This is a genomic window from Enterococcus sp. DIV0876 (genome assembly GCF_050529585.1).
Lineage (GTDB): Bacteria > Bacillota > Bacilli > Lactobacillales > Enterococcaceae > Enterococcus_D.
Genome location: NZ_CP172882.1, coordinates 1626458 through 1645002, shown reverse-complemented (window position 1 = coordinate 1645002; position 18545 = coordinate 1626458). Strand labels below are relative to the sequence as shown.

Genomic DNA, 18545 nt, shown 5'->3' with positions numbered 1-18545 from the left:
GTCTGTTTAAGATAAGTGCACCCCTTTGTCAACAAAGATGACTTCACCAATGATGCCGCTTGATAACGGACTGATCAAAAAGGCACAAGTATTGCCGACTTCTTCGATGGTGACACCTACATGATCTGGTGTGCGATCTTCTGATAATTGAATCAGTTTTTGATAGTCTTTGACCCCTGTTACAGCGAGTGTTTTGATGGCACCGGCAGAAATCGCATTAACGCGGATTTTTTGGGGAGACAATTCAGCTGCTAGATAGCGTACACTTGATTCCAATGCAGCTTTGGCGATACCCATCATATTATAATTAGGTACAGCGCGTTCAGCGCCTAAATAAGAAAGGGTCACGATACCAGCGTTTTTGGTCAGGATCGGTTTGGCATATTTCGTCACAGCAATAAGCGAATAGCTGCTGATATCTTGTGCCAAGGCATAGCCATCGCGAGAAATATTCAAAATATCTCCTGACAGATCTTCCTTGTTTGCATATGCCACAGCATGTACCACACCATCGATTTGACCAGCGTATGTTTTGATGGTCTCAAAGGCAGCTGCGATACTCTCATCATTGGCCACGTCACATTCGACAGTGAATTCTCCTTCATCCAACAAACGTTCCAGCGGTTTTTTCATCCGATCATTTTGATACGTATAGATGACTTCGGCACCTTGTTGTTTCAATGCTTGTGCACAGCCCCACGCAATACTGCGTTTATTGGCAACGCCCATAACGACGATTTTTTTTCCAGTTAAAAAACTCATATTTCCACTCCTTAATAATGTCAACAATCAATAAGTATAATAATGAATAGAGCAAGGAACACTCTTGATTCCTAATTATTATGCATAATTGTTTGATTGTCAAACTATTTTTTTCTTGGTAAAAAATAAGTTGCCATTTTAGCGGAACTATGATACTTTGATAATCAAACTATAATATATTTTTAAACAAGGAAGGGAAACCATGAAGAAATTATTGACTGAGACAGAAGTCATGGATTTGATTCCAAATCGCTACCCAATTATTTATATTGATTATGTTGATGAAATCGAGTCTGGCAAAAAAATTGTTGCAACGAAAAATGTTACGATCAACGAAGATTTTTTTCAAGGCCATTTTCCAGGCAATCCAGTAATGCCCGGGGCGTTGATTTTGGAAACTTTGGCACAAGCTGGATCGATCCTTATCTTAAAATCAGAAGAGTTCCAAGGGCGTACCGCTTATATTGGTGGTATCAACAAAGCGAAATTCCGCCAAAAAGTTGTCCCTGGAGATACGATGAAACTTGTTTTTGAGATCAAAAAAATCAAAGGGTCAGTTGGCACAGCAGATGCTGTGGCAACAGTCGAAGGGAAGAAAGTCGCTGAGTGTGAATTTACATTCATCGTAGGTAATCAAAAATAAATAAATGCCAGCATCTATCACTCAAAAGGACGGATGCTGGCATGTTTTATTTGGCTTCTTGGATAATATTGATTTTTTCGATTTTGACTGGGTCGACAGGTGTTGAGTTTTCGCCACTAGCGGATGCAGTCGTTTCCGCCTGAGCGATTTTGTCAACGACATCCATTCCCTCGATCACTTGTCCGAAGACCGTGTATTCAAAGTCTAAACTTGGTGTACCACCATTTTTATAGGCATCGATGATTTTTTGCGGATAATGTTGAACGGCCAATCCATCAGACATATCTTGATCATTTTGCACGATATAAAATTGGCTCCCTTGACTGTTTGGCAAACTTGATTTGGCCATCGCCAATGCACCACGTATGTGATAGAGCTGGTTTGAAATCTCTTCGCCGAAACCTTCACCCCAAATACTTTCACCACCAGTACCGTCGCCTTTAGGATCTCCACCTTGAATCATAAACTCGTCTATGACGCGATGGAACGTTACCCCATCATAGTACCCGTCTTTGGCATGAGTCATAAAATTCTCCACGGCTTTTGGTGCTAATTCTGGAAATAATTTGATTTTGATCGAGCCTTCGCTGGTGACCATTTCAACGACATCTTCATTTTCTTGGATCTCTGTTTCGAGTTGCGGCAATACCAAAGCATTTAGATCAACAGACTCAGAAGTGGACGTGCTTTCTGCTGTATCAGAACTATCGGTCGTACCATTGCTGCAAGCTGCAAGCAACAAGAGACTAGCTGCAGCTGTGAGTGTATATAACCATTTTTTCATCGTTTCAATCCTTCCTTCATCAATAGATTTATGATAACAAAAAAGCCCGTTAGATGAAAGCGCAGATTTCTTTCTCTCTGCTAGATAAAGCCTCAAAGGTGTAGACCACTTTTTGAATCTTTGTTATAATGAAAGAGGATACATTGTATCTAACGGATAGAAAATTATAGGAGGTTTTTTGATGGGAAAATTAGGTATTTCGATTTATCCAGAACGTTCAACATTCGAAAAGGACAAAGCGTATTTAGATTTGGCGCATAAGTATGGATTTAAACGCGTCTTCACAAGTTTATTGCAAATCAATGATGACAAAGAAAAAGTCTTAGCTGATTTTAAGCAAGTGGTGGATTATGCCAATCAATTAGGGATGGAAGTGATGGTCGATATCAATCCAGGTTTATTTGACCAATTGGGTATATCTTACGATGACTTATCTTTCTTCGATGAAATGGGTGCCTATGGTGTCCGTTTAGATATCGGATTTACCGGTGCGGAAGAAGCCAAAATGACCCGTAATCCTTATGGCATCAAAATCGAAATCAATATGAGCTCTGGTACAGGTTATGTTGACAATATCATGAGTTATTCACCTAATACCGACAATCTATTGGGTTCACATAATTTTTATCCACATCGCTACTCTGGATTAGGTTATGACCATTTCGTCTTCTGTTCTGAGAAATTCCGCAAATATAATTTAAATACGATGGCATTTGTCAATTCTCATGATGCTGATTTTGGTCCTTGGCCAACACAAGATGGTCTTTGCTCACTAGAAGATCATCGTGATCTGCCGATTGCGACACAAGTCAAGCATTTGGTGCTTACTGGATTGATCGATGATATTTCAGTAGGAAATGCCTATGCATCTGAAACAGAACTAGCTGCAATGGCAGAAGCCTTCAATGCCGATTATCCAACATTGCGTATTGACGTGACATCAGGTATCACGGAGAATGAACGGGTATGTCTATTTGACAACTTGCATAGCTATCGCGGGGATCGTTCAGAATATATTTTACGTTCAACCATGACACGGGTCTATTATAAAGACAAAGATTTCCCAGCCCATGATACCAAGGATATGGTTCGCGGTGATGTCTTGATCGACAATGAGGGCTATGGTCAGTATAAAGGCGAAACCCAAATTGCTTTGAAAGAAATGAAAAATGATGGACGTGTCAATGTTGTTGGGAAAATAACAGATGAAGAATTATTTTTACTTGATTTCTTAAAACCATGGTCAAGCTTTAAGTTGGCAGAAAATAAATAAAATGAGTGTAAAAGAAGCATGCCCAAAGGATTGGGTATGCTTTTTTATTTAGTTGACAAATGAAAGCTAAAAACGGTATTTTATGAAAGGACCACAAGAGTGTAGGATAAGTGGTTGCGATAATCTTATTATGTAAACAAGTGAATAGGGACGTGAGAAAAGTGAAATGGCGTTGGAAAATATTGATAGGAATCATTCTTTTGGCAGTGATCGGATTAGGCTTTGCAGGAAATTATTTTTACAACTATGCAGTCGTACCGTCAGAAAAAGATTTTTTGGAAGGAGATACTGCGGGAACAGATGAGAGCCAAACCAAAGCAAGTAACCAAGCATGGTTCAAAGATACAGACAATCGGCAAATGCAGATGTTGACCAGTGAGGATGGCTTGCAGTTATCGGCGATCTATTTACCGGCTGAAGATCCTCAAGGCAAAACAGCGATCATTGCCCATGGCTATATGGGTAACGCAGAGACGATGGCAGATTACGCCAAAATCTATCATGACTTAGGATACAACGTATTGGTTCCAGATGCCCGTGGGCACGGCAAGAGCGAAGGCGACTATATCGGCTTCGGTTGGCCAGAACGCAAAGACTATCTGCAATGGATCAATCATATCCTTGACATGAATGGTTCAGATGAAACCATTACTTTATACGGTATCAGCATGGGTGCCGCTACGGTCATGATGACAAGTGGTGAAGAACTACCAAAAAATGTGACATCAATTATTGAAGATTGCGGCTACACATCGGTCAACGCTGAATTGGGTTATCAATTAGATCAATTGTTTGGGCTGCCGGCCTTTCCATTGATGAATGTAACCAGTTTGGTCACCAAAATTCGTGCAGGTTATTGGTTTGGTGAAGCTGATGCGGTCAAGCAATTGGCCAAAAATACCCGCCCAATCTTTTTTATTCATGGAGATGCGGATACTTTTGTTCCCTATGAGATGGTGGATACCTTATACAATGCCACAACGGCACCAAAAGAAAAATGGATCGTGGCAGGTGCAGAACATGCGGAAAGTTATAAGATGGATCCAGAAGCGTATAAAAAACAGATCGCAGATTTTCTTGCAGCATACGACAAGTAATGGACTTTTGCGAATGCCCCTGTAGAAAGAGACGTTATTTGAATGTGCTTGAACGTTCCAAGGCTTAAGAATTCGCATAAACTTAACGAAATCAAAGAGAAAAGATGGACAAAAGCACTTTCGGTCGTTACAATAAAATAGGCTTTCTTATAAGAGAAATAGGAACCACATCATGTGGGATAACTGATAATCAAATAAACAGAAGGTAGCAAAAAAAGAATGGAGGACAAATCATGTCCATGTTTTTAGATCAAGTAACGATCGATGTGAAAGCGGGGAAAGGCGGCGATGGGATGGTCGCATTCCGCAGAGAAAAATATGTACCCGATGGCGGACCAGCCGGCGGCGATGGCGGTCATGGCGGTGACGTCGTATTGGTCGTCGATGAAGGCTTGCGTACGTTGATGGATTTTCGTTTCAATCGTCATTTTAAAGCCCAACCAGGGGAAAACGGCATGAGCAAAGGCATGCATGGCCGTGGCTCAGATGATACTTACATCAAGGTGCCACAAGGAACCACTGTGCGGGATGCGGATACTGGTGCTTTGTTAGGTGATTTGATCGAGCAAGGTCAGACGCTGGTGATCGCCAAAGGAGGACGCGGCGGGCGCGGCAACACACGCTTTGCTTCTCCGAAGAATCCAGCACCAGAATTGGCAGAAAACGGAGAACCAGGTCAAGAAAGAAAAATCGAGCTGGAATTGAAAGTTTTAGCTGATGTCGGCTTGGTAGGTTTTCCTTCAGTAGGAAAATCAACTTTATTATCAGTGATCTCATCAGCTCGCCCCAAAATCGGCGCTTATCATTTTACAACATTGGTGCCAAATTTAGGGATGGTCACAACATCTGACGGTCGCAGCTTCGCAGTTGCTGATTTACCAGGTTTGATCGAAGGTGCTTCTCAAGGGGTCGGACTAGGTACGCAATTTTTACGTCATATCGAAAGAACACGGGTGATTTTACACGTTGTCGATATGAGTGGCATGGAAGGCCGCGATCCGTATGAAGATTATTTGGCGATCAACCATGAGTTGTCTACCCATAATTTGCGTTTGTTAGAAAGACCGCAAATCATTGTAGCCAATAAAATGGATATGCCAGATGCAGAAGAAAACTTAGAAGCCTTCAAAGAAAAACTAGCCCAAGAACAGACAGATGAATTCGCAGAAGGACCAATGATTTTCCCTATTTCAGGGGTGACCAGAAAAGGGATCGATAGTCTGTTGAATGCTACTGCCGATTTGATTGAAGTGACACCGGAGTTCTTGTTGTATGATGAGGAAATAGAAGAAGATATCGTTCAATATGGCTTCAAATCAGACGAACCAGTCTTCCAAATCGATCGTGAACCAGATGCAACCTGGGTGTTGACTGGTGACAAGATTGAGAAGCTCTTCCAGATGACCAATTTTGACCACGATGAAACGGTGATGCGGTTTGCGCGTCAATTACGTGGATTGGGCGTCGATGAGGCTTTACGGGCACGTGGAGCCAAAGATGGCGATATTGTGCGCATCGGTAACTTTGAATTTGAATTTGTCGAGTAGTATAAACTAGCTGCTTTTTGACAAAATAACAGCTTCTTGTAGCGTATAAGACGGTAAATCACTGATTTTCGATAAGAAAACAGTGATTTGCGGTCTTTTTTGTTTATTTTTTAGTCTAAATCATATACTGTTAAATAAAAGAGATCCATAAAAATGAATAGGAGTGATTTTCATGCCAAAACGTGTAATTGTAATGAATTTTGATGCCAATGCTAAAGCCTTTCAAGCCTTTTCTGAGGTCAAGAGATTGCATGCCAGCCGGGGGATCAAAGGAGAGCAGATGGCAGTATTGACCCATACGAATACGGGCGTCCATCAGTTCAAGATCGAAGATTTTCTTGATTTTACTGGAAGTAACAAAACATCAACAGGCGGATTGATCGGTATGCTCGTGGGTATTCTTGGCGGCCCGCTTGGCATCATGTTGGGGTGGTTTGGCGGCAGTATGATCGGTGCCAGTAAAGATGCCAAAGAAATTCAAAATGCGCAACTATTGTTTGAACATGTAGGTCAACAAATCAGTGAAGGAAGTACGGGATTATTGCTGCTTGCTGATGAAGAGGACAATCGCCCATTAAACCAATTGATCATGCACGAACTAGGCGGGGAGATTTCACGTTTCGATTACGAAGAAGTAGAAGCAGAGGTTGAAAAAGCCAGAGAAGTTGAAGAACAAGCACGGGTTCGTGCCCAAGAGGAATGGAAAAATTCTCATAGTCAAGATGAAGCAAAAAATGATGCACATTGATCCATGGAACCTTCGATTGCATAATACTTTCTTTTCCGCTAAAATTGTGGAGAGATGAAAGGAACGAAGCACATGGAATTAGAATTTTTAGGTACAGGCGCGGGTGTACCCGCGAAACATCGAAATGTCACAAGTACTGCATTGCGCTTGTTAGATGAACGCAACGCGGTTTGGCTATTTGATTGCGGCGAAGGCACCCAAATGCAAATTTTGCGGTCAACGATTCGCCCACGGAAAATTGAAAAAATTTTTATTACCCACTTACATGGCGACCATATCTATGGTTTGCCGGGTTTGATCAGCAGTCGTTCTTTTCAAGGCGGCGATACGCCTCTAGAAATCTATGGACCAAAAGGAATCAAAGATTTTGTGCAAACGATCTTGCGCATTTCGCAAACAAAAATCAGTTATCCCTTACGATTGATTGAAATCGAAGAAGAGGGCGTTCTGTTTAAAGACCAGCAGTTTGAGGTATCTTGTTTGCGCCTTGATCATGGCATTGAAAGTTTTGGTTATCGCATTGTTGAGGCCAGCCATAAAGGGGAACTTCAAGTTGACGCCCTTTTGGCATTAGGCTTAAAGCCAGGGCCAATCTTTGGCCGTCTGAAAAAAGGTGAAGTAGTGACTTTAGAAGATGGACGTGTCATCAATGGCGCTGATTATCTCGGTCAAGATAAACAAGGGCGGATCCTAGCTATTTTGGGTGATACCCGCTTATGCGGCAATGCAGTCAAACTGGCTGAAGGCGCCGATGTTCTTGTACATGAAAGTACGTTTAATAAGTCAGAGGCTAAACTTGCAAGAGCCTATTATCACACAACGACCTATCAGGCAGCCCAAGTTGCTTGTGATGCTGGTGTCAAAAAATTATTATTGAACCACATCAGTGCGCGATATGTTGGTAAAGATATCACTGATTTAGCAAATGAAGCAAAAGAAAAATTTCCGAATACCTTGATTGTGAAAGATTTTGATATTGTTGAAATTCCTTTTGCTGGAGAGGAAGTATTGTATGAATCTAGAAAATAAAGTGGTTGTAGTGACAGGCGGATCAGCTGGTCTAGGTGAACAGATTTGTTATGAAGCAGCCAAGCAAGGTGCGATCGTTGTCACTTGTGCCCGTCGGATCAATCTGATCGGCAAGGTGAAAGAACAATGTATGGCATTAAGCGGTAAAGCAGCTTTTGCCTTCCAATTGGATATTGCCAACCCCAAAAGTATCGAACACCTATTAGAACGGATCAAAGATGAAGTTGGATCAGTAGATGTATTGGTCAACAATGCGGGTTATGGTATTTTTCAAGAATTTACAGAGATGGATCCGGCCATTTTTCAACAAATGTTTGAAGTCAATGTTTTGGGGATGATGGTCTTAACACAACAAATCGCCATTCAAATGGCTGAGCAACAAACTGGGCACATCATCAATGTCGCATCGATCGCTGGTAAAATCGCTACACCGAAAACAGCGGTATATTCAGCTACCAAATTTGCGGTTATCGGTTTTTCAAATGCTTTACGTTTGGAGTTGAAACCAGTAGGTGTACATGTGACTACCGTTAATCCAGGACCAATCGAGACCGCCTTTTTTGATCAAGCAGACCCTAGTGGCAATTATTTGGCGAATCTAGGCAGTATTGTGTTGGAACCCAATAAACTTGCGCGTACGATCGTCAAAAATATGGTCTATCCAAAAAGAGAAATCAATCGACCGTATATTTTTGGTGCTGCAGCGAAGCTATACACATTGTTCCCAACTATCGGCGATTTCATGGCGGGTAGTTTATTCAACAAAAAATAGGAGATGAGTGTTATGAAAAATCAATGGCGGGTCATTGTTGGTATTTTATTGATTTTGGTCGTTGTCTTGTTTGCGGTTGCGAATAATATGACTGTACCGATAAATTTTGGCTTTACAACTATTCAATCACCATTGATTTTGGTCATTATTGGCTCAGCGTTGTTAGGGGCATTGATTTTGTTGCTGGTATCAACAACCGCGATGTTTCGTCAGAAAAAAGAGTTAAAAACATTGCGCAATGATCTTGCTAAATATCAAAATAATAACGATCAAGTGTTGAAAGAACAACGAGAAAGCTTGGAACGAGAATTTAACAACAAACAAGCGGAGCTAGCTGCAAGAGAACAACAACTCAGCAATCAAGAAGCACAAATGATTGAAGAGCCGGCATTGCCTAGCGCAATGGATGAAACGGATGAAATGAAATCTTTCGATTCTCAAGGTTGATCTTTAAACAGTTGCGTAAAACCACGACTTTCTATTGTTAAGAAGGAAAACAGAAAAATTTCTGGTGATTCTTGGCAATTTGATCAGACGTGGTTTTTTGCTTGTTTTTACATTTTTGTATATAGTTTGCTATAATTATTGTGTTAGGAGTGATATGGTGAAACAGGCGAATTTTCTGTGGGTACAACCAGATACGAACGAGCTATCCCCAGCGTTCAAGGAACTAATCGAAACAAATAATATTCCCCAACATATCGGTCGATTATTGTGGCAACGAAACATTCGGTCCGCCGAAGCGTTAGCTGCTTTTTTGCGTCCTGATTTGGATGCATTGCACGATCCCTTTTTGTTATATGACATGGATAAGGCAGTAGCTCGGATTCATGAGGCGATCATCAATGAGGAACAGATTCTGATTTATGGTGATTATGATGCGGATGGAATCACGAGTACGACCGTATTAAAAGAAACGCTTGAACTTCTCGGTGCTGAGGTCAAGACATTTTTGCCAAATCGCTTCACAGACGGCTATGGTCCTAATCTTGAGGTGTATAAGGAAAAGATTGCGGAAGGGATCCAATTGATCGTGACGGTAGACAATGGGGTTTCAGGGCATGAAGCGATCGCCTATGCGCAACAACAAGGAATCGATGTCATCGTGACTGATCATCATGAACTACCCGAAGTGCTTCCCGAAGCCTATGCGATCGTTCACCCCAGACATCCGGCGGGGCAATATCCTTTCGGTGATTTGGCAGGCGTTGGTGTGGCTTTCAAAACCGCGTGTGCATTGCTGGAAGAAGTGCCGTTAGAGTTGTTGGATTTAGTAGCGATCGGGACGATTGCCGATATGGTTTCCTTAACAGGTGAAAATCGAATTTTAGTCAGTAATGGGTTGAAGATGATCCAACAGTCAGATCGAATTGGTTTAAATGAATTGTTGTCTGTCAGTGGGGTCAATAAGCAGCAAGTAACAGAATCTGATATCGGTTTTTCTGTCAGTCCCAGATTGAATGCGATTGGTCGTTTAAAAGACCCTAATCCTGCAGTGACACTGATGACTACTTTTGATCAGGAAGAAGCTGCGCAACTAGCAAATGAATTAGATGGGATCAATCAACAACGAAAAGCTTTTGTTGAAGATATCATGAAAGAAGCCCAACAAAAAATCAACCCAGCAAATGACGTTCATTTGGTGGTTGGTGATAACTGGCATGAGGGCGTCTTGGGTATCGTAGCAGGTCGCTTGATGCAAAAAACAGGACGGCCAGTGCTTGTTTTGACAAAAAAAGAACAAGGAATAGCCAAAGGATCCGGCCGTAGTGTGGCTGCGCTGAATTTATTTGAGATGTTGTCCACCATGAAAGACATGTTCGTCAGTTTTGGCGGACATCATGCAGCAGTTGGATTGACTATTCCGATCGATCACTTAGATTTGCTTCAAGAAGCAATGAATGCGTATGTCCGATCTGAAGCAATCGATTTGAGCCAAGGAATCCCTTTGCAGATCGATGATGTCCTATCTTTGGCAGATGTGACGATTCAGTTGATCGATTCTTTGAAGTTGCTGGCGCCGTTTGGCTTAGGCAACCCGTTGCCTAAATTTTTATTCAAAGACTTAAATACCAAAAATGCCCGACAAATCGGTTCAGATAACCAGCACTTAAAATTGGTGATGGAAGATCATGCTGCCCATCAACTGGACGTCATTGGTTTTGGTTTCGGCGCTGAAGCCCATGAATTCGAAAATGACCATCTGGCATTGGTCGGCCAGCTAACGATCAATGAGTGGAACGGCAATAAAAAACCACAATTGATGATGGAAGACTTTGCGGTTGAAGGCGTTCAACTATTTGATTATCGTTCGAAACGCAACCGCCAAGGGGTAGCCTTTGACAACCAGACATTAGGTATCTCTTTCCAAACAAAGCCGTCCGCAGAAGCGCGACGTCTTTGTCCTGACTTAAAAATCTTTCAATCGCTGCCAGACTTGATTGATGCATTTAATGGCGGCGTATACCATGAGATTGCCTTCTTAGATTGTCCCACTGATCCGCAGATCATCAAAGATATTGTCGAAGCACTAGCGGTCAACCGGATCGATTTTGTCTTGCTGTCACCAGAAGACGCGTATTTGGATGGTGTAGGTTCACGGGATCAATACAGCCGTTTATTCAAATTGATCCACCAACAAGTACAATTAGATGTACGCTACAAATTGAAAACGATCGCTGATTTCTTAAAATTACCCGAAAAATTATTAATTTTTATGATTCAGGTGTTTTCTGAGCTAGAATTTGTTACAATACAAGATGGTGTTTTGAAAAAAAATGCGGCACCAGCTACCCATCCTTTGACGGATAGCAGGCTCTATCAGCGGCGGCAGCAGATGATCAAAACAGAAGAGTTCTTATTAATGAGTGATTTATCAACCTTGAAGCAGTGGTTGATATCTTAGGAGGAAAAAACATGGATTTAAAAAATTATATTGCAAGTATTCCGGATTACCCCCAAGAAGGGATTATTTTCCGCGATATTTCACCTTTGATGGCCGATGGCGAAGCCTATCGTTATGCAACGCAGCAAATCGTTGAATATGCGCAAGAAAAATCAATCGATATGGTCGTTGGACCAGAAGCTCGTGGTTTTATTGTTGGCTGTCCAGTTGCCTATCAATTGGGTGTTGGTTTTGCGCCGGTACGTAAAAAAGGCAAATTGCCTCGTGAAACCATTGAAGCTGAATATGAAAAAGAATACGGAGTCGATGTATTGACCTTGCATGCAGATGCTATCAAACCAGGGCAACGGGTTTTGATCTGTGATGATTTATTGGCAACCGGGGGAACGATCAAAGCGACAATCGAATTGGTTGAGAAATTAGGCGGTATCGTAGTTGGCTGTGCTTTCTTGATTGAATTGATGGATTTGCACGGTCGAGATAAGATTCAAGGTGTAGAAATCAAAACACTTATGGAATATTAAAAAAAGTCGGACATTTGTCCGACTTTTTTTATTCATAGAATCAATTCAACCTTGCGGCTAATAGGAATATTACGGTTCGTATCGATAGATGTCATGGTCATAATAATGTCTGTTTCGTTTGCGTTCTGCTTGACGAAACTTCTTTTCATCCCACAACATGAACCACAGCATCGTTAGAGGACAAAAAATCAAAACTGCAGTAAGCACGCCAAAATAACCAATAATAATACCTACCAATAATACAAATAAAACAAAACCAAATCGACGAATAGCTTTCATCTTGTTCACTCCTTAAATACGAACTTATGTTTGTGTATCTATTATACGAATGTTTGTTCGCTTTGTAAAGAGGAAAGAAAAAAATCTTCGAAGAATCGAAGATTTCATTGATATGACTTGTTTTGATCATAAGAAGTGACGGTATAACCCAACAACTTGCCCTAAAATCGATACATCGTTTAAGATGATCGGTTCCATATAATCATTTTCGGGTTGTAAGCGAATATAGTTCTTTTCTTTAAAGAATCGTTTGCAAGTAGCTTCATCTTCATCCGTCATAGCAATGACGATATCACCGTTTTGGGCACTCTGCTGTTTACGGACGATGACTTGGTCACCATCAAGAATGCCAGCATTGATCATGCTCTCGCCACGAATCGTTAACATAAATAAGCTGCCAGAACTATTGGCTAAATCAGGTGGTATCGGAAAGAAGTCTGAGGCTTCTTCTACCGCCAAAATCGGTTCTCCTGCAGTGACGATACCTAGCATTGGAATCGAAGATGGTTGTACATCGATCTTTTCAAGACCGGAAGCCGTCAATTCGATTGCTCTTGGTTTTGTGGGATCTCTTAAAATCAAGCCCTTTTTTTCAAGTCGGGACAAATGACCATGGACAGTTGAAGTTGAAGATAACTGAACGGCTTCGCCAATTTCGCGAACAGTCGGCGGATAGCCTTTTTCAGTGACACGTGTATGAATAAACTTAAGAATTTCGATTTGTCGATTTTCTGTTCGTTTTGCCAAAACTGACACCTTCTTTCATTTAATAACTAAAGTGTACCATAGGATAGAGAAGAATTCAAACAAATGTTCGCTTTTTATGCTATTGTTTTTAGGTCGTATTTTGTAGTAAAATCAAGGGTAAAGGAGTGATGAAGATGTTATCACCAGAAAAATTAGCGCGTATCAATGCACTAGCAAAAAAGAAAAAAAGCGACGGCTTGACAGATGCTGAAGCAAGAGAACAAAAAGTGCTGAGAGAAGAATATTTGACGGCTTTTCGCGGCGGCATGCGTCATCACATCGAAGGCATGAAAATCGTTGATCCTGAAGGAACCGATGTCACACCAGAGAAATTAAAAGAGATTCAAAAACGAAAAGGTCTGCACAATAGAGAATAGCGGAATCCTTTTCAATCTATTGTAATCGGCAAAGAAATCGCGTATAATGAAAATCAGTAATAAAGGTAAAAAAAACCTAAATTAGGGGGAACTATCATTGTTTGATAAAATCGATCAATTAGGCGTCAACACATTACGTACATTAAGTATTGAAGCTGTCCAAAAAGCAAATTCAGGTCATCCTGGGTTACCAATGGGGGCTGCGCCAATGGCTTACGCATTGTGGACCAAGCATTTAAAAGTCAATCCAACGACATCAAGAAACTGGGTCGACCGCGACCGTTTTGTCTTGTCAGCAGGACACGGATCGGCATTGTTGTACAGCTTACTGCATGTGTCAGGATACGATGTCACTATCGATGACTTAAAAAACTTCCGTCAATGGGACAGCCGTACACCAGGACATCCTGAAGTCGGACATACTGATGGTGTGGAAGCAACCACTGGTCCGTTAGGCCAAGGGATCGCGATGGCAGTTGGGATGGCAATGGCAGAAACCCATTTAGCTGCCACATACAACCGGGATGCTTACAATGTGATCGACCATTATACGTATGCACTTTGCGGTGATGGTGATTTGATGGAAGGTGTGTCTCAAGAAGCGGCTTCGATGGCAGGCCATATGAAACTAGATAAATTGATTGTTTTATATGATTCTAATGATATTTCTTTAGACGGTCCAACATCAAAAGCGTTTACGGAAAATGTAGGTGCTCGTTTTGAAGCTTACGGCTGGCAACATATTTTAGTTAAAGATGGCAATGATTTAGACGCGATTTCTGCCGCAATCGATGCCGCAAAAGCTGAAACAGACAAGCCAACATTGATCGAGGTCAAAACAGTTATTGGTTATGGTGCGCCAAACCAAGGGACTTCTTCTGTCCATGGTGCGCCGATCGGTGCTGAAGGTATCACAGCAGCAAAGGCGATCTATGGCTGGGAATTTCCTGACTTCACCGTTCCTGAGGAAGTAGCAGCACGCTTTAAAGAAACGATGATCGATGAAGGCCAAAAAGCAGAAGCAGCTTGGAATGAAACGTTCAAAGCATACCAAGAAGCTTATCCTGAGTTAGCTGAGCAATTCACAAAAGCTTTTGCCGGTGAATTACCAAATGATTGGGATGCTGAATTGCCAACTTATGAAGTAGGCAGTTCACAAGCCAGCCGTGTATCAAGTAAAGAAATGATCCAAGCATTATCAAAAGCGATCCCAAGTCTATGGGGCGGTTCAGCCGATTTATCCGGCTCAAACAACACGATGGTCGCAGCAGAAAAAGATTTCGAGCCTGGTCAATATGAAGGCCGTAATATCTGGTTCGGTGTCCGTGAGTTTGCCATGGCTGCAGCGATGAACGGTATCCAATTGCACGGCGGAACCCGTGTTTATGGTGGAACATTCTTTGTCTTTGTCGATTACCTACGGCCAGCGGTTCGTTTATCTGCTATCCAACATGCACCAGTCATCTATGTCTTGACTCATGATTCAGTAGCAGTAGGTGAAGATGGTCCAACCCATGAACCAATCGAACAATTAGCTAGTGTACGTTGTATTCCGAATGTCCAAGTGATCCGTCCAGCTGATGGAAATGAAACCCGCGCAGCTTGGAAGTTGGCATTGACGACAACAGACAAACCAACTGTCTTGGTCTTGAGCCGCCAAAACCTGCCAGTCATTGAAGGAACAACAGAACAGGCAGATAGTCAAGTCGCAAAAGGCGGTTACGTGATCTCAAAACAACAAGGAGAACAACCGGAAGGGATTTTGATCGCAACTGGATCTGAAGTCAACTTAGCTGTACAATCACAAGCAAAATTGGCAGAAGAAGGCATCGATGTCGCTGTGGTATCTTTACCAAGTTTTGATTTGTTCGAAGCGCAAACAGCAGAATACAAAGAAAGCGTCTTGCCAAGATCAGTCAAAAAACGTGTCGCGATCGAAGCAGCTTCACCATTCGGCTGGGATCGTTATCTAGGCTGTAAAGGAAAAGTGATCGCCATTGATCATTTTGGGGCATCTGCACCAGGGGATAAAGTCTTGGCAGAATTTGGTTTTACTGTTGAGAATGTGGTAGACACGTTTAAATCAATCAATTAAGCGAATCGTCATTTATTCACAAGGTTGGAAACACACTTAAGCGAAATGTACGCTTAAGTGTGTTTTTTAGCAGGCTTGAACTTAAAAAGTTTATTTAAAGTTTTTGGCCAAATAGGTTGTGAAAAATAATGAATATCAATGATTGAAAACAGTATATAGCAATGTTTACAGAAAGTGCTTACTTTTTATTCGCAATCTAACTTTTTTTTAGGTAGAATAGATATAAGAATTGGAGGGATTTTCAATGACAAAAATCTATCAATCAGTCAATGAGCTGGTGGGACATACACCTATCGTCAAGTTGAATCATATCGTGGCGGAAGGTTCGGCAGATGTCTATGTAAAATTGGAGTTTTTCAATCCAGGAGGAAGCGTGAAAGATCGGATTGCTTTGGCGATGATCGAAAAAGCTGAAAAAGATGGCTCACTAAAACCTGGTGATACGATCATTGAACCGACTTCAGGAAATACGGGTATTGGCTTAGCAATGATCGGTACAGCCAAAGGGTATCGTGTCGTATTGGTGATGCCGGAAACCATGAGTGTTGAACGACGTAAAATCGTCCAAGCATATGGTGCAGAATTGGTGTTGACGCCTGGATCAGAAGGAATCACGGGTTCAATCAACAAAGCCAAAGAAATTGCGGCACAAGATGGTTACTTTATGCCGTTGCAATTTGACAATCCAGCAAACCCGGAAATCCATGAAAAAACGACCGGTAAAGAAATTGAGGATGCCTTCGAGTCAAAAGGCTTGGATGCTTTTGTTGCAGGGATTGGTACTGGTGGAACGATCACTGGAGCTGGAAAAGAATTGAAACGTGTGTATCCTGACTTGAAAATATATGGCGTCGAACCTGCAGAATCAGCGATATTGTCAGGCGGCCAGCCTGGCCCTCATAAGATTCAAGGGATTGGTACTGGTTTTGTGCCAAAAGTATTAGACACCGAAATCTATGACAAAGCTATCGCTGTCTCAAGTGAAGATGCGATGGAAACAGCGCGTGCCGTTGGGCGTCAAGAAGGTATCCTGGTAGGTATTTCATCAGGTGCTGCGATTCATGCAGCATTGGAAGTAGCTAAAGACTTGGGACCGGGCAAAAAAGTCTTAGCGATCGTACCAGATAATGGCGAACGCTATCTATCTACAGCGTTGTATCAGTTTGAGGATTAAGCATCAGTCAAAAGCAGGCAAATAATTGCCTGCTTTTCTTATCCTTAAGAAATAACACATCAACTGTTTAAAGTGATCGAAATGAAGCAAAAACAAAGGAAAGCTGTTTGAATTTTTGTTATTTACATAGTATGATAGGAAAGATAAGAGAAATGGAGGAACTCCTGTGAGTACGATTTATGATGAAGCAATTAAAAAGCTCAAACACGAAAATATTCGTATTACACCGCAGCGAGTAGCTATTTTAGAGTTTCTAGCCAGCCATGATGCCCATCCGACCGCTGAGGAGATTTATCGCGCGATCGAAGTACATTTTCCTGGTATTAGCGTAGCGACGGTTTATAATAATTTAAGGTTATTTACAGAAATCGGTTTTGTCAAAGAGATGAGTTATGGTGATTCTTCCAGTCGTTTTGATTTCACGACAGAGCAGCATTATCATGCCATTTGTCAAAATTGTGGCAAAATCGCCGATTTTTATTACCCGGGATTAGAGGATGTCGAAATGGCAGCTTCAAAATTGACCGGTTACCAAATCAATAACCACCGATTAGAAGTATATGGACTTTGTCCGGATTGTAAAGGAGAGAATCAATGATGAAAATAATTTCAACAGATCAAGCACCACAAGCAATCGGCCCTTATGTACAAGGGAAAATCGCAAATGGCTTTTTATTTGCTTCTGGTCAAGTACCTTTGGATCCTGTAACAGGCGAAGTTGTAGGAACGACGATCGAGGTACAGACACAGCAAGTGTTAAAAAATATCCGTGCCATTTTAGAAGCAGCTGATTTGACGCCGGATTCAATTGTCAAAACCACCTGTTTCCTAAAAAATATGAATGATTTTGTGCCATTTAATAATACCTATGCGACATTGTTTGATCAAACATTACCAGCGCGATCAGCAGTAGAAGTTGCACGCTTGCCAAAGGATGTATTGGTTGAAATCGAAATCATCGCTGCAGTTGAAGCGTAAATAAAGTAGGCACATGGGACGATCGCTTTGGCGCTGTCCCTTTTTTGATGAATCAATGCATGGTTTGTCGTGAGAAGTGCCTAAAAATAGAAAAGAGGATGTTCATTGATTTCGTTAGCGGATTATTTAGCAAAAGGACAAACAACGATTTCTAATATGCTGTTGGATCACTATCGTCAGCTGGGTTTATCGAATGATGAATTTCTACTGTGGCTGCAATTGTTCCGCTGCCACGAGCAAGGCAATGATTTTCCTGACTTGCGTGAGATCGCGGAAATCATGGGCAGTGACCAAAAGGAAATCTATCAATGGCTCAACCAATTGTTGAAAAAAAATATGATCAAGCTTGATGCCAAAAAAGATTCAGATGGTAAAATGACCGATTATTATGATTTTTCCGGGATTTATGGCCGTCTGGAAGTATTGTTGAAACAACAGGCCAACAAACAAGAAGAACAAACCAATGAAGAAAAAATGCGCAATCTATATCAATTATTTGAAGGAGAATTCGGCCGGCCGCTGTCTGCTATTGAGTATCAACGGATCAGTCAGTGGCTGGAAGAAGATCATTATAAACCGGAGTTGGTCCAACTCGCGTTAAGAGAAGCTGTGCTGAATCAAGCATATAGTTTAAACTATATTGACCGGATCTTGTTATCATGGGAACGCAAGAATATCACATCAAAAGCGCAAGTGGAAGAAGAACAAAAACGACGCAAAAAACAATTTCTCCAAAAAGAATCCTTAGAACAAGAAGAAGGGCCAGCGCCGAAGATCCCGATGCACAATTGGTTGGAAGGCGAGTAAAAAG

At 41.6% G+C, this 18545-nt stretch carries 20 protein-coding genes; 16 read left to right on the top strand and 4 right to left on the bottom strand.

Translation table 11 applies throughout. The features are described 5' to 3' along the window. Nucleotides 1–6: 6 nt before the first annotated feature. A complete protein-coding gene (gene fabI / locus IGI41_RS07625; protein WP_430609159.1) occupies nt 7–762 on the bottom strand; it encodes an enoyl-ACP reductase FabI in 756 nt (251 codons plus the stop codon). A 202-nt stretch (nt 763–964) separates the two neighbouring features. Between fabI and fabZ the strand changes: the two genes are divergently transcribed. Further along, entirely contained in the window at nt 965–1405 is a 441-nt protein-coding gene (gene fabZ, locus IGI41_RS07620; protein ID WP_430609158.1) for a 3-hydroxyacyl-ACP dehydratase FabZ, read from the top strand. Between the two features lie 46 nt (nt 1406–1451). Here fabZ and IGI41_RS07615 read toward each other — a convergent pair whose 3' ends face one another. Next, nucleotides 1452–2189: a peptidylprolyl isomerase gene (locus IGI41_RS07615; RefSeq protein WP_430609156.1), complete on the bottom strand. Its 738-nt coding sequence runs from the start codon at nt 2187–2189 to the stop codon at nt 1452–1454. Nucleotides 2190–2370: 181 nt separating this feature from the next. On the opposite strand from IGI41_RS07615, the gene IGI41_RS07610 reads away from it, so the two are divergent. The 9 genes from IGI41_RS07610 to IGI41_RS07570 all read left to right on the top strand — a co-directional run bounded on the left by IGI41_RS07610 (nt 2371) and on the right by IGI41_RS07570 (nt 12084). After that, nucleotides 2371–3462, top strand: coding sequence for a DUF871 domain-containing protein (locus IGI41_RS07610; RefSeq protein WP_430609155.1), 1092 nt, complete (start codon nt 2371–2373; stop codon nt 3460–3462). Between the two features lie 161 nt (nt 3463–3623). Further along, on the top strand, nt 3624–4559 hold the full coding sequence (locus IGI41_RS07605) for an alpha/beta hydrolase (RefSeq protein WP_430612768.1): 936 nt from the start codon (nt 3624–3626) through the stop codon (nt 4557–4559). Between the two features lie 233 nt (nt 4560–4792). Next, entirely contained in the window at nt 4793–6106 is a 1314-nt protein-coding gene (obgE, locus tag IGI41_RS07600; RefSeq protein WP_430609154.1) for a GTPase ObgE, read from the top strand. 172 nt (nt 6107–6278) lie between these two features. Beyond that, nucleotides 6279–6854 (top strand): DUF1269 domain-containing protein, encoded by a 576-nt coding sequence (locus IGI41_RS07595; RefSeq protein ID WP_430609153.1) that lies wholly within the window; start codon nt 6279–6281, stop codon nt 6852–6854. A 72-nt stretch (nt 6855–6926) separates the two neighbouring features. Beyond that, nucleotides 6927–7883, top strand: a complete 957-nt coding sequence (gene rnz / locus IGI41_RS07590; RefSeq protein WP_430609152.1) for a ribonuclease Z — start codon at nt 6927–6929, stop codon at nt 7881–7883. Further along, nucleotides 7867–8655 carry an SDR family NAD(P)-dependent oxidoreductase gene (locus IGI41_RS07585; RefSeq protein ID WP_430609151.1) on the top strand — a complete coding sequence of 263 codons (789 nt, stop codon included), beginning with the start codon at nt 7867–7869 and terminating at the stop codon, nt 8653–8655. Before rnz ends, IGI41_RS07585 begins: the two co-directional genes overlap by 17 nt. Before the next feature lie 12 nt (nt 8656–8667). Then, a complete protein-coding gene (locus IGI41_RS07580; protein WP_430609150.1) occupies nt 8668–9102 on the top strand; it encodes a LapA family protein in 435 nt (144 codons plus the stop codon). A 157-nt stretch (nt 9103–9259) separates the two neighbouring features. After that, nucleotides 9260–11560 (top strand): single-stranded-DNA-specific exonuclease RecJ, encoded by a 2301-nt coding sequence (gene recJ / locus IGI41_RS07575; protein ID WP_430609149.1) that lies wholly within the window; start codon nt 9260–9262, stop codon nt 11558–11560. A gap of 11 nt (nt 11561–11571) precedes the next feature. Continuing rightward, nucleotides 11572–12084: an adenine phosphoribosyltransferase gene (locus IGI41_RS07570; RefSeq protein ID WP_430609148.1), complete on the top strand. Its 513-nt coding sequence runs from the start codon at nt 11572–11574 to the stop codon at nt 12082–12084. A 69-nt stretch (nt 12085–12153) separates the two neighbouring features. On the opposite strand, the gene IGI41_RS07565 is transcribed toward IGI41_RS07570, so the two are convergent. Both IGI41_RS07565 and lexA read right to left on the bottom strand, forming a co-directional pair. Further along, nucleotides 12154–12363, bottom strand: a complete 210-nt coding sequence (locus IGI41_RS07565) for a hypothetical protein (RefSeq protein ID WP_430609147.1) — start codon at nt 12361–12363, stop codon at nt 12154–12156. Between the two features lie 126 nt (nt 12364–12489). Continuing rightward, the gene (lexA, locus tag IGI41_RS07560) at nt 12490–13110 is read right to left on the bottom strand and encodes a transcriptional repressor LexA (protein WP_430609146.1); all 621 of its coding nucleotides are present in this window, start codon (nt 13108–13110) and stop codon (nt 12490–12492) included. Between the two features lie 134 nt (nt 13111–13244). Between lexA and IGI41_RS07555 the strand changes: the two genes are divergently transcribed. The 6 genes from IGI41_RS07555 (at nt 13245) to IGI41_RS07530 (ending at nt 18541) form a co-directional block, all read left to right on the top strand. After that, nucleotides 13245–13487 carry a DUF896 family protein gene (locus IGI41_RS07555; protein ID WP_430609145.1) on the top strand — a complete coding sequence of 81 codons (243 nt, stop codon included), beginning with the start codon at nt 13245–13247 and terminating at the stop codon, nt 13485–13487. A 97-nt stretch (nt 13488–13584) separates the two neighbouring features. Then, nucleotides 13585–15582 (top strand): transketolase, encoded by a 1998-nt coding sequence (gene tkt, locus IGI41_RS07550; RefSeq protein WP_430609144.1) that lies wholly within the window; start codon nt 13585–13587, stop codon nt 15580–15582. A 244-nt stretch (nt 15583–15826) separates the two neighbouring features. Beyond that, the gene (gene cysK / locus IGI41_RS07545) at nt 15827–16756 is read left to right on the top strand and encodes a cysteine synthase A (protein WP_430609143.1); all 930 of its coding nucleotides are present in this window, start codon (nt 15827–15829) and stop codon (nt 16754–16756) included. A 166-nt stretch (nt 16757–16922) separates the two neighbouring features. Then, nucleotides 16923–17354: a Fur family transcriptional regulator gene (locus tag IGI41_RS07540; RefSeq protein ID WP_430609142.1), complete on the top strand. Its 432-nt coding sequence runs from the start codon at nt 16923–16925 to the stop codon at nt 17352–17354. Next, nucleotides 17354–17734: a RidA family protein gene (locus IGI41_RS07535; RefSeq protein ID WP_430612766.1), complete on the top strand. Its 381-nt coding sequence runs from the start codon at nt 17354–17356 to the stop codon at nt 17732–17734. Before IGI41_RS07540 ends, IGI41_RS07535 begins: the two co-directional genes overlap by 1 nt. A gap of 105 nt (nt 17735–17839) precedes the next feature. Continuing rightward, complete coding sequence (locus IGI41_RS07530) at nt 17840–18541, top strand: DnaD domain protein (RefSeq protein ID WP_430609141.1); 702 nt, start codon at nt 17840–17842, stop codon at nt 18539–18541. The last annotated feature ends 4 nt before the right edge of the window (nt 18542–18545 follow it).

What these genes read in the sequence shown, in the direction of transcription:
- IGI41_RS07565 (WP_430609147.1), bottom strand. Translation starts at nt 12,363, where the DNA reads ATGAAAGCTATTCGTCGATTTGGTTTTGTTTTATTTGTATTATTGGTA.
- obgE (WP_430609154.1), top strand. Translation starts at nt 4,793, where the DNA reads ATGTCCATGTTTTTAGATCAAGTAACGATCGATGTGAAAGCGGGGAAA.
- fabI (WP_430609159.1), bottom strand. Translation starts at nt 762, where the DNA reads ATGAGTTTTTTAACTGGAAAAAAAATCGTCGTTATGGGCGTTGCCAAT.
- IGI41_RS07585 (WP_430609151.1), top strand. Translation starts at nt 7,867, where the DNA reads ATGAATCTAGAAAATAAAGTGGTTGTAGTGACAGGCGGATCAGCTGGT.
- cysK (WP_430609143.1), top strand. Translation starts at nt 15,827, where the DNA reads ATGACAAAAATCTATCAATCAGTCAATGAGCTGGTGGGACATACACCT.
- IGI41_RS07595 (WP_430609153.1), top strand. Translation starts at nt 6,279, where the DNA reads ATGCCAAAACGTGTAATTGTAATGAATTTTGATGCCAATGCTAAAGCC.
- IGI41_RS07570 (WP_430609148.1), top strand. Translation starts at nt 11,572, where the DNA reads ATGGATTTAAAAAATTATATTGCAAGTATTCCGGATTACCCCCAAGAA.
- rnz (WP_430609152.1), top strand. Translation starts at nt 6,927, where the DNA reads ATGGAATTAGAATTTTTAGGTACAGGCGCGGGTGTACCCGCGAAACAT.
- IGI41_RS07555 (WP_430609145.1), top strand. Translation starts at nt 13,245, where the DNA reads ATGTTATCACCAGAAAAATTAGCGCGTATCAATGCACTAGCAAAAAAG.
- IGI41_RS07535 (WP_430612766.1), top strand. Translation starts at nt 17,354, where the DNA reads ATGAAAATAATTTCAACAGATCAAGCACCACAAGCAATCGGCCCTTAT.
- IGI41_RS07580 (WP_430609150.1), top strand. Translation starts at nt 8,668, where the DNA reads ATGAAAAATCAATGGCGGGTCATTGTTGGTATTTTATTGATTTTGGTC.
- IGI41_RS07610 (WP_430609155.1), top strand. Translation starts at nt 2,371, where the DNA reads ATGGGAAAATTAGGTATTTCGATTTATCCAGAACGTTCAACATTCGAA.
- fabZ (WP_430609158.1), top strand. Translation starts at nt 965, where the DNA reads ATGAAGAAATTATTGACTGAGACAGAAGTCATGGATTTGATTCCAAAT.
- IGI41_RS07615 (WP_430609156.1), bottom strand. Translation starts at nt 2,189, where the DNA reads ATGAAAAAATGGTTATATACACTCACAGCTGCAGCTAGTCTCTTGTTG.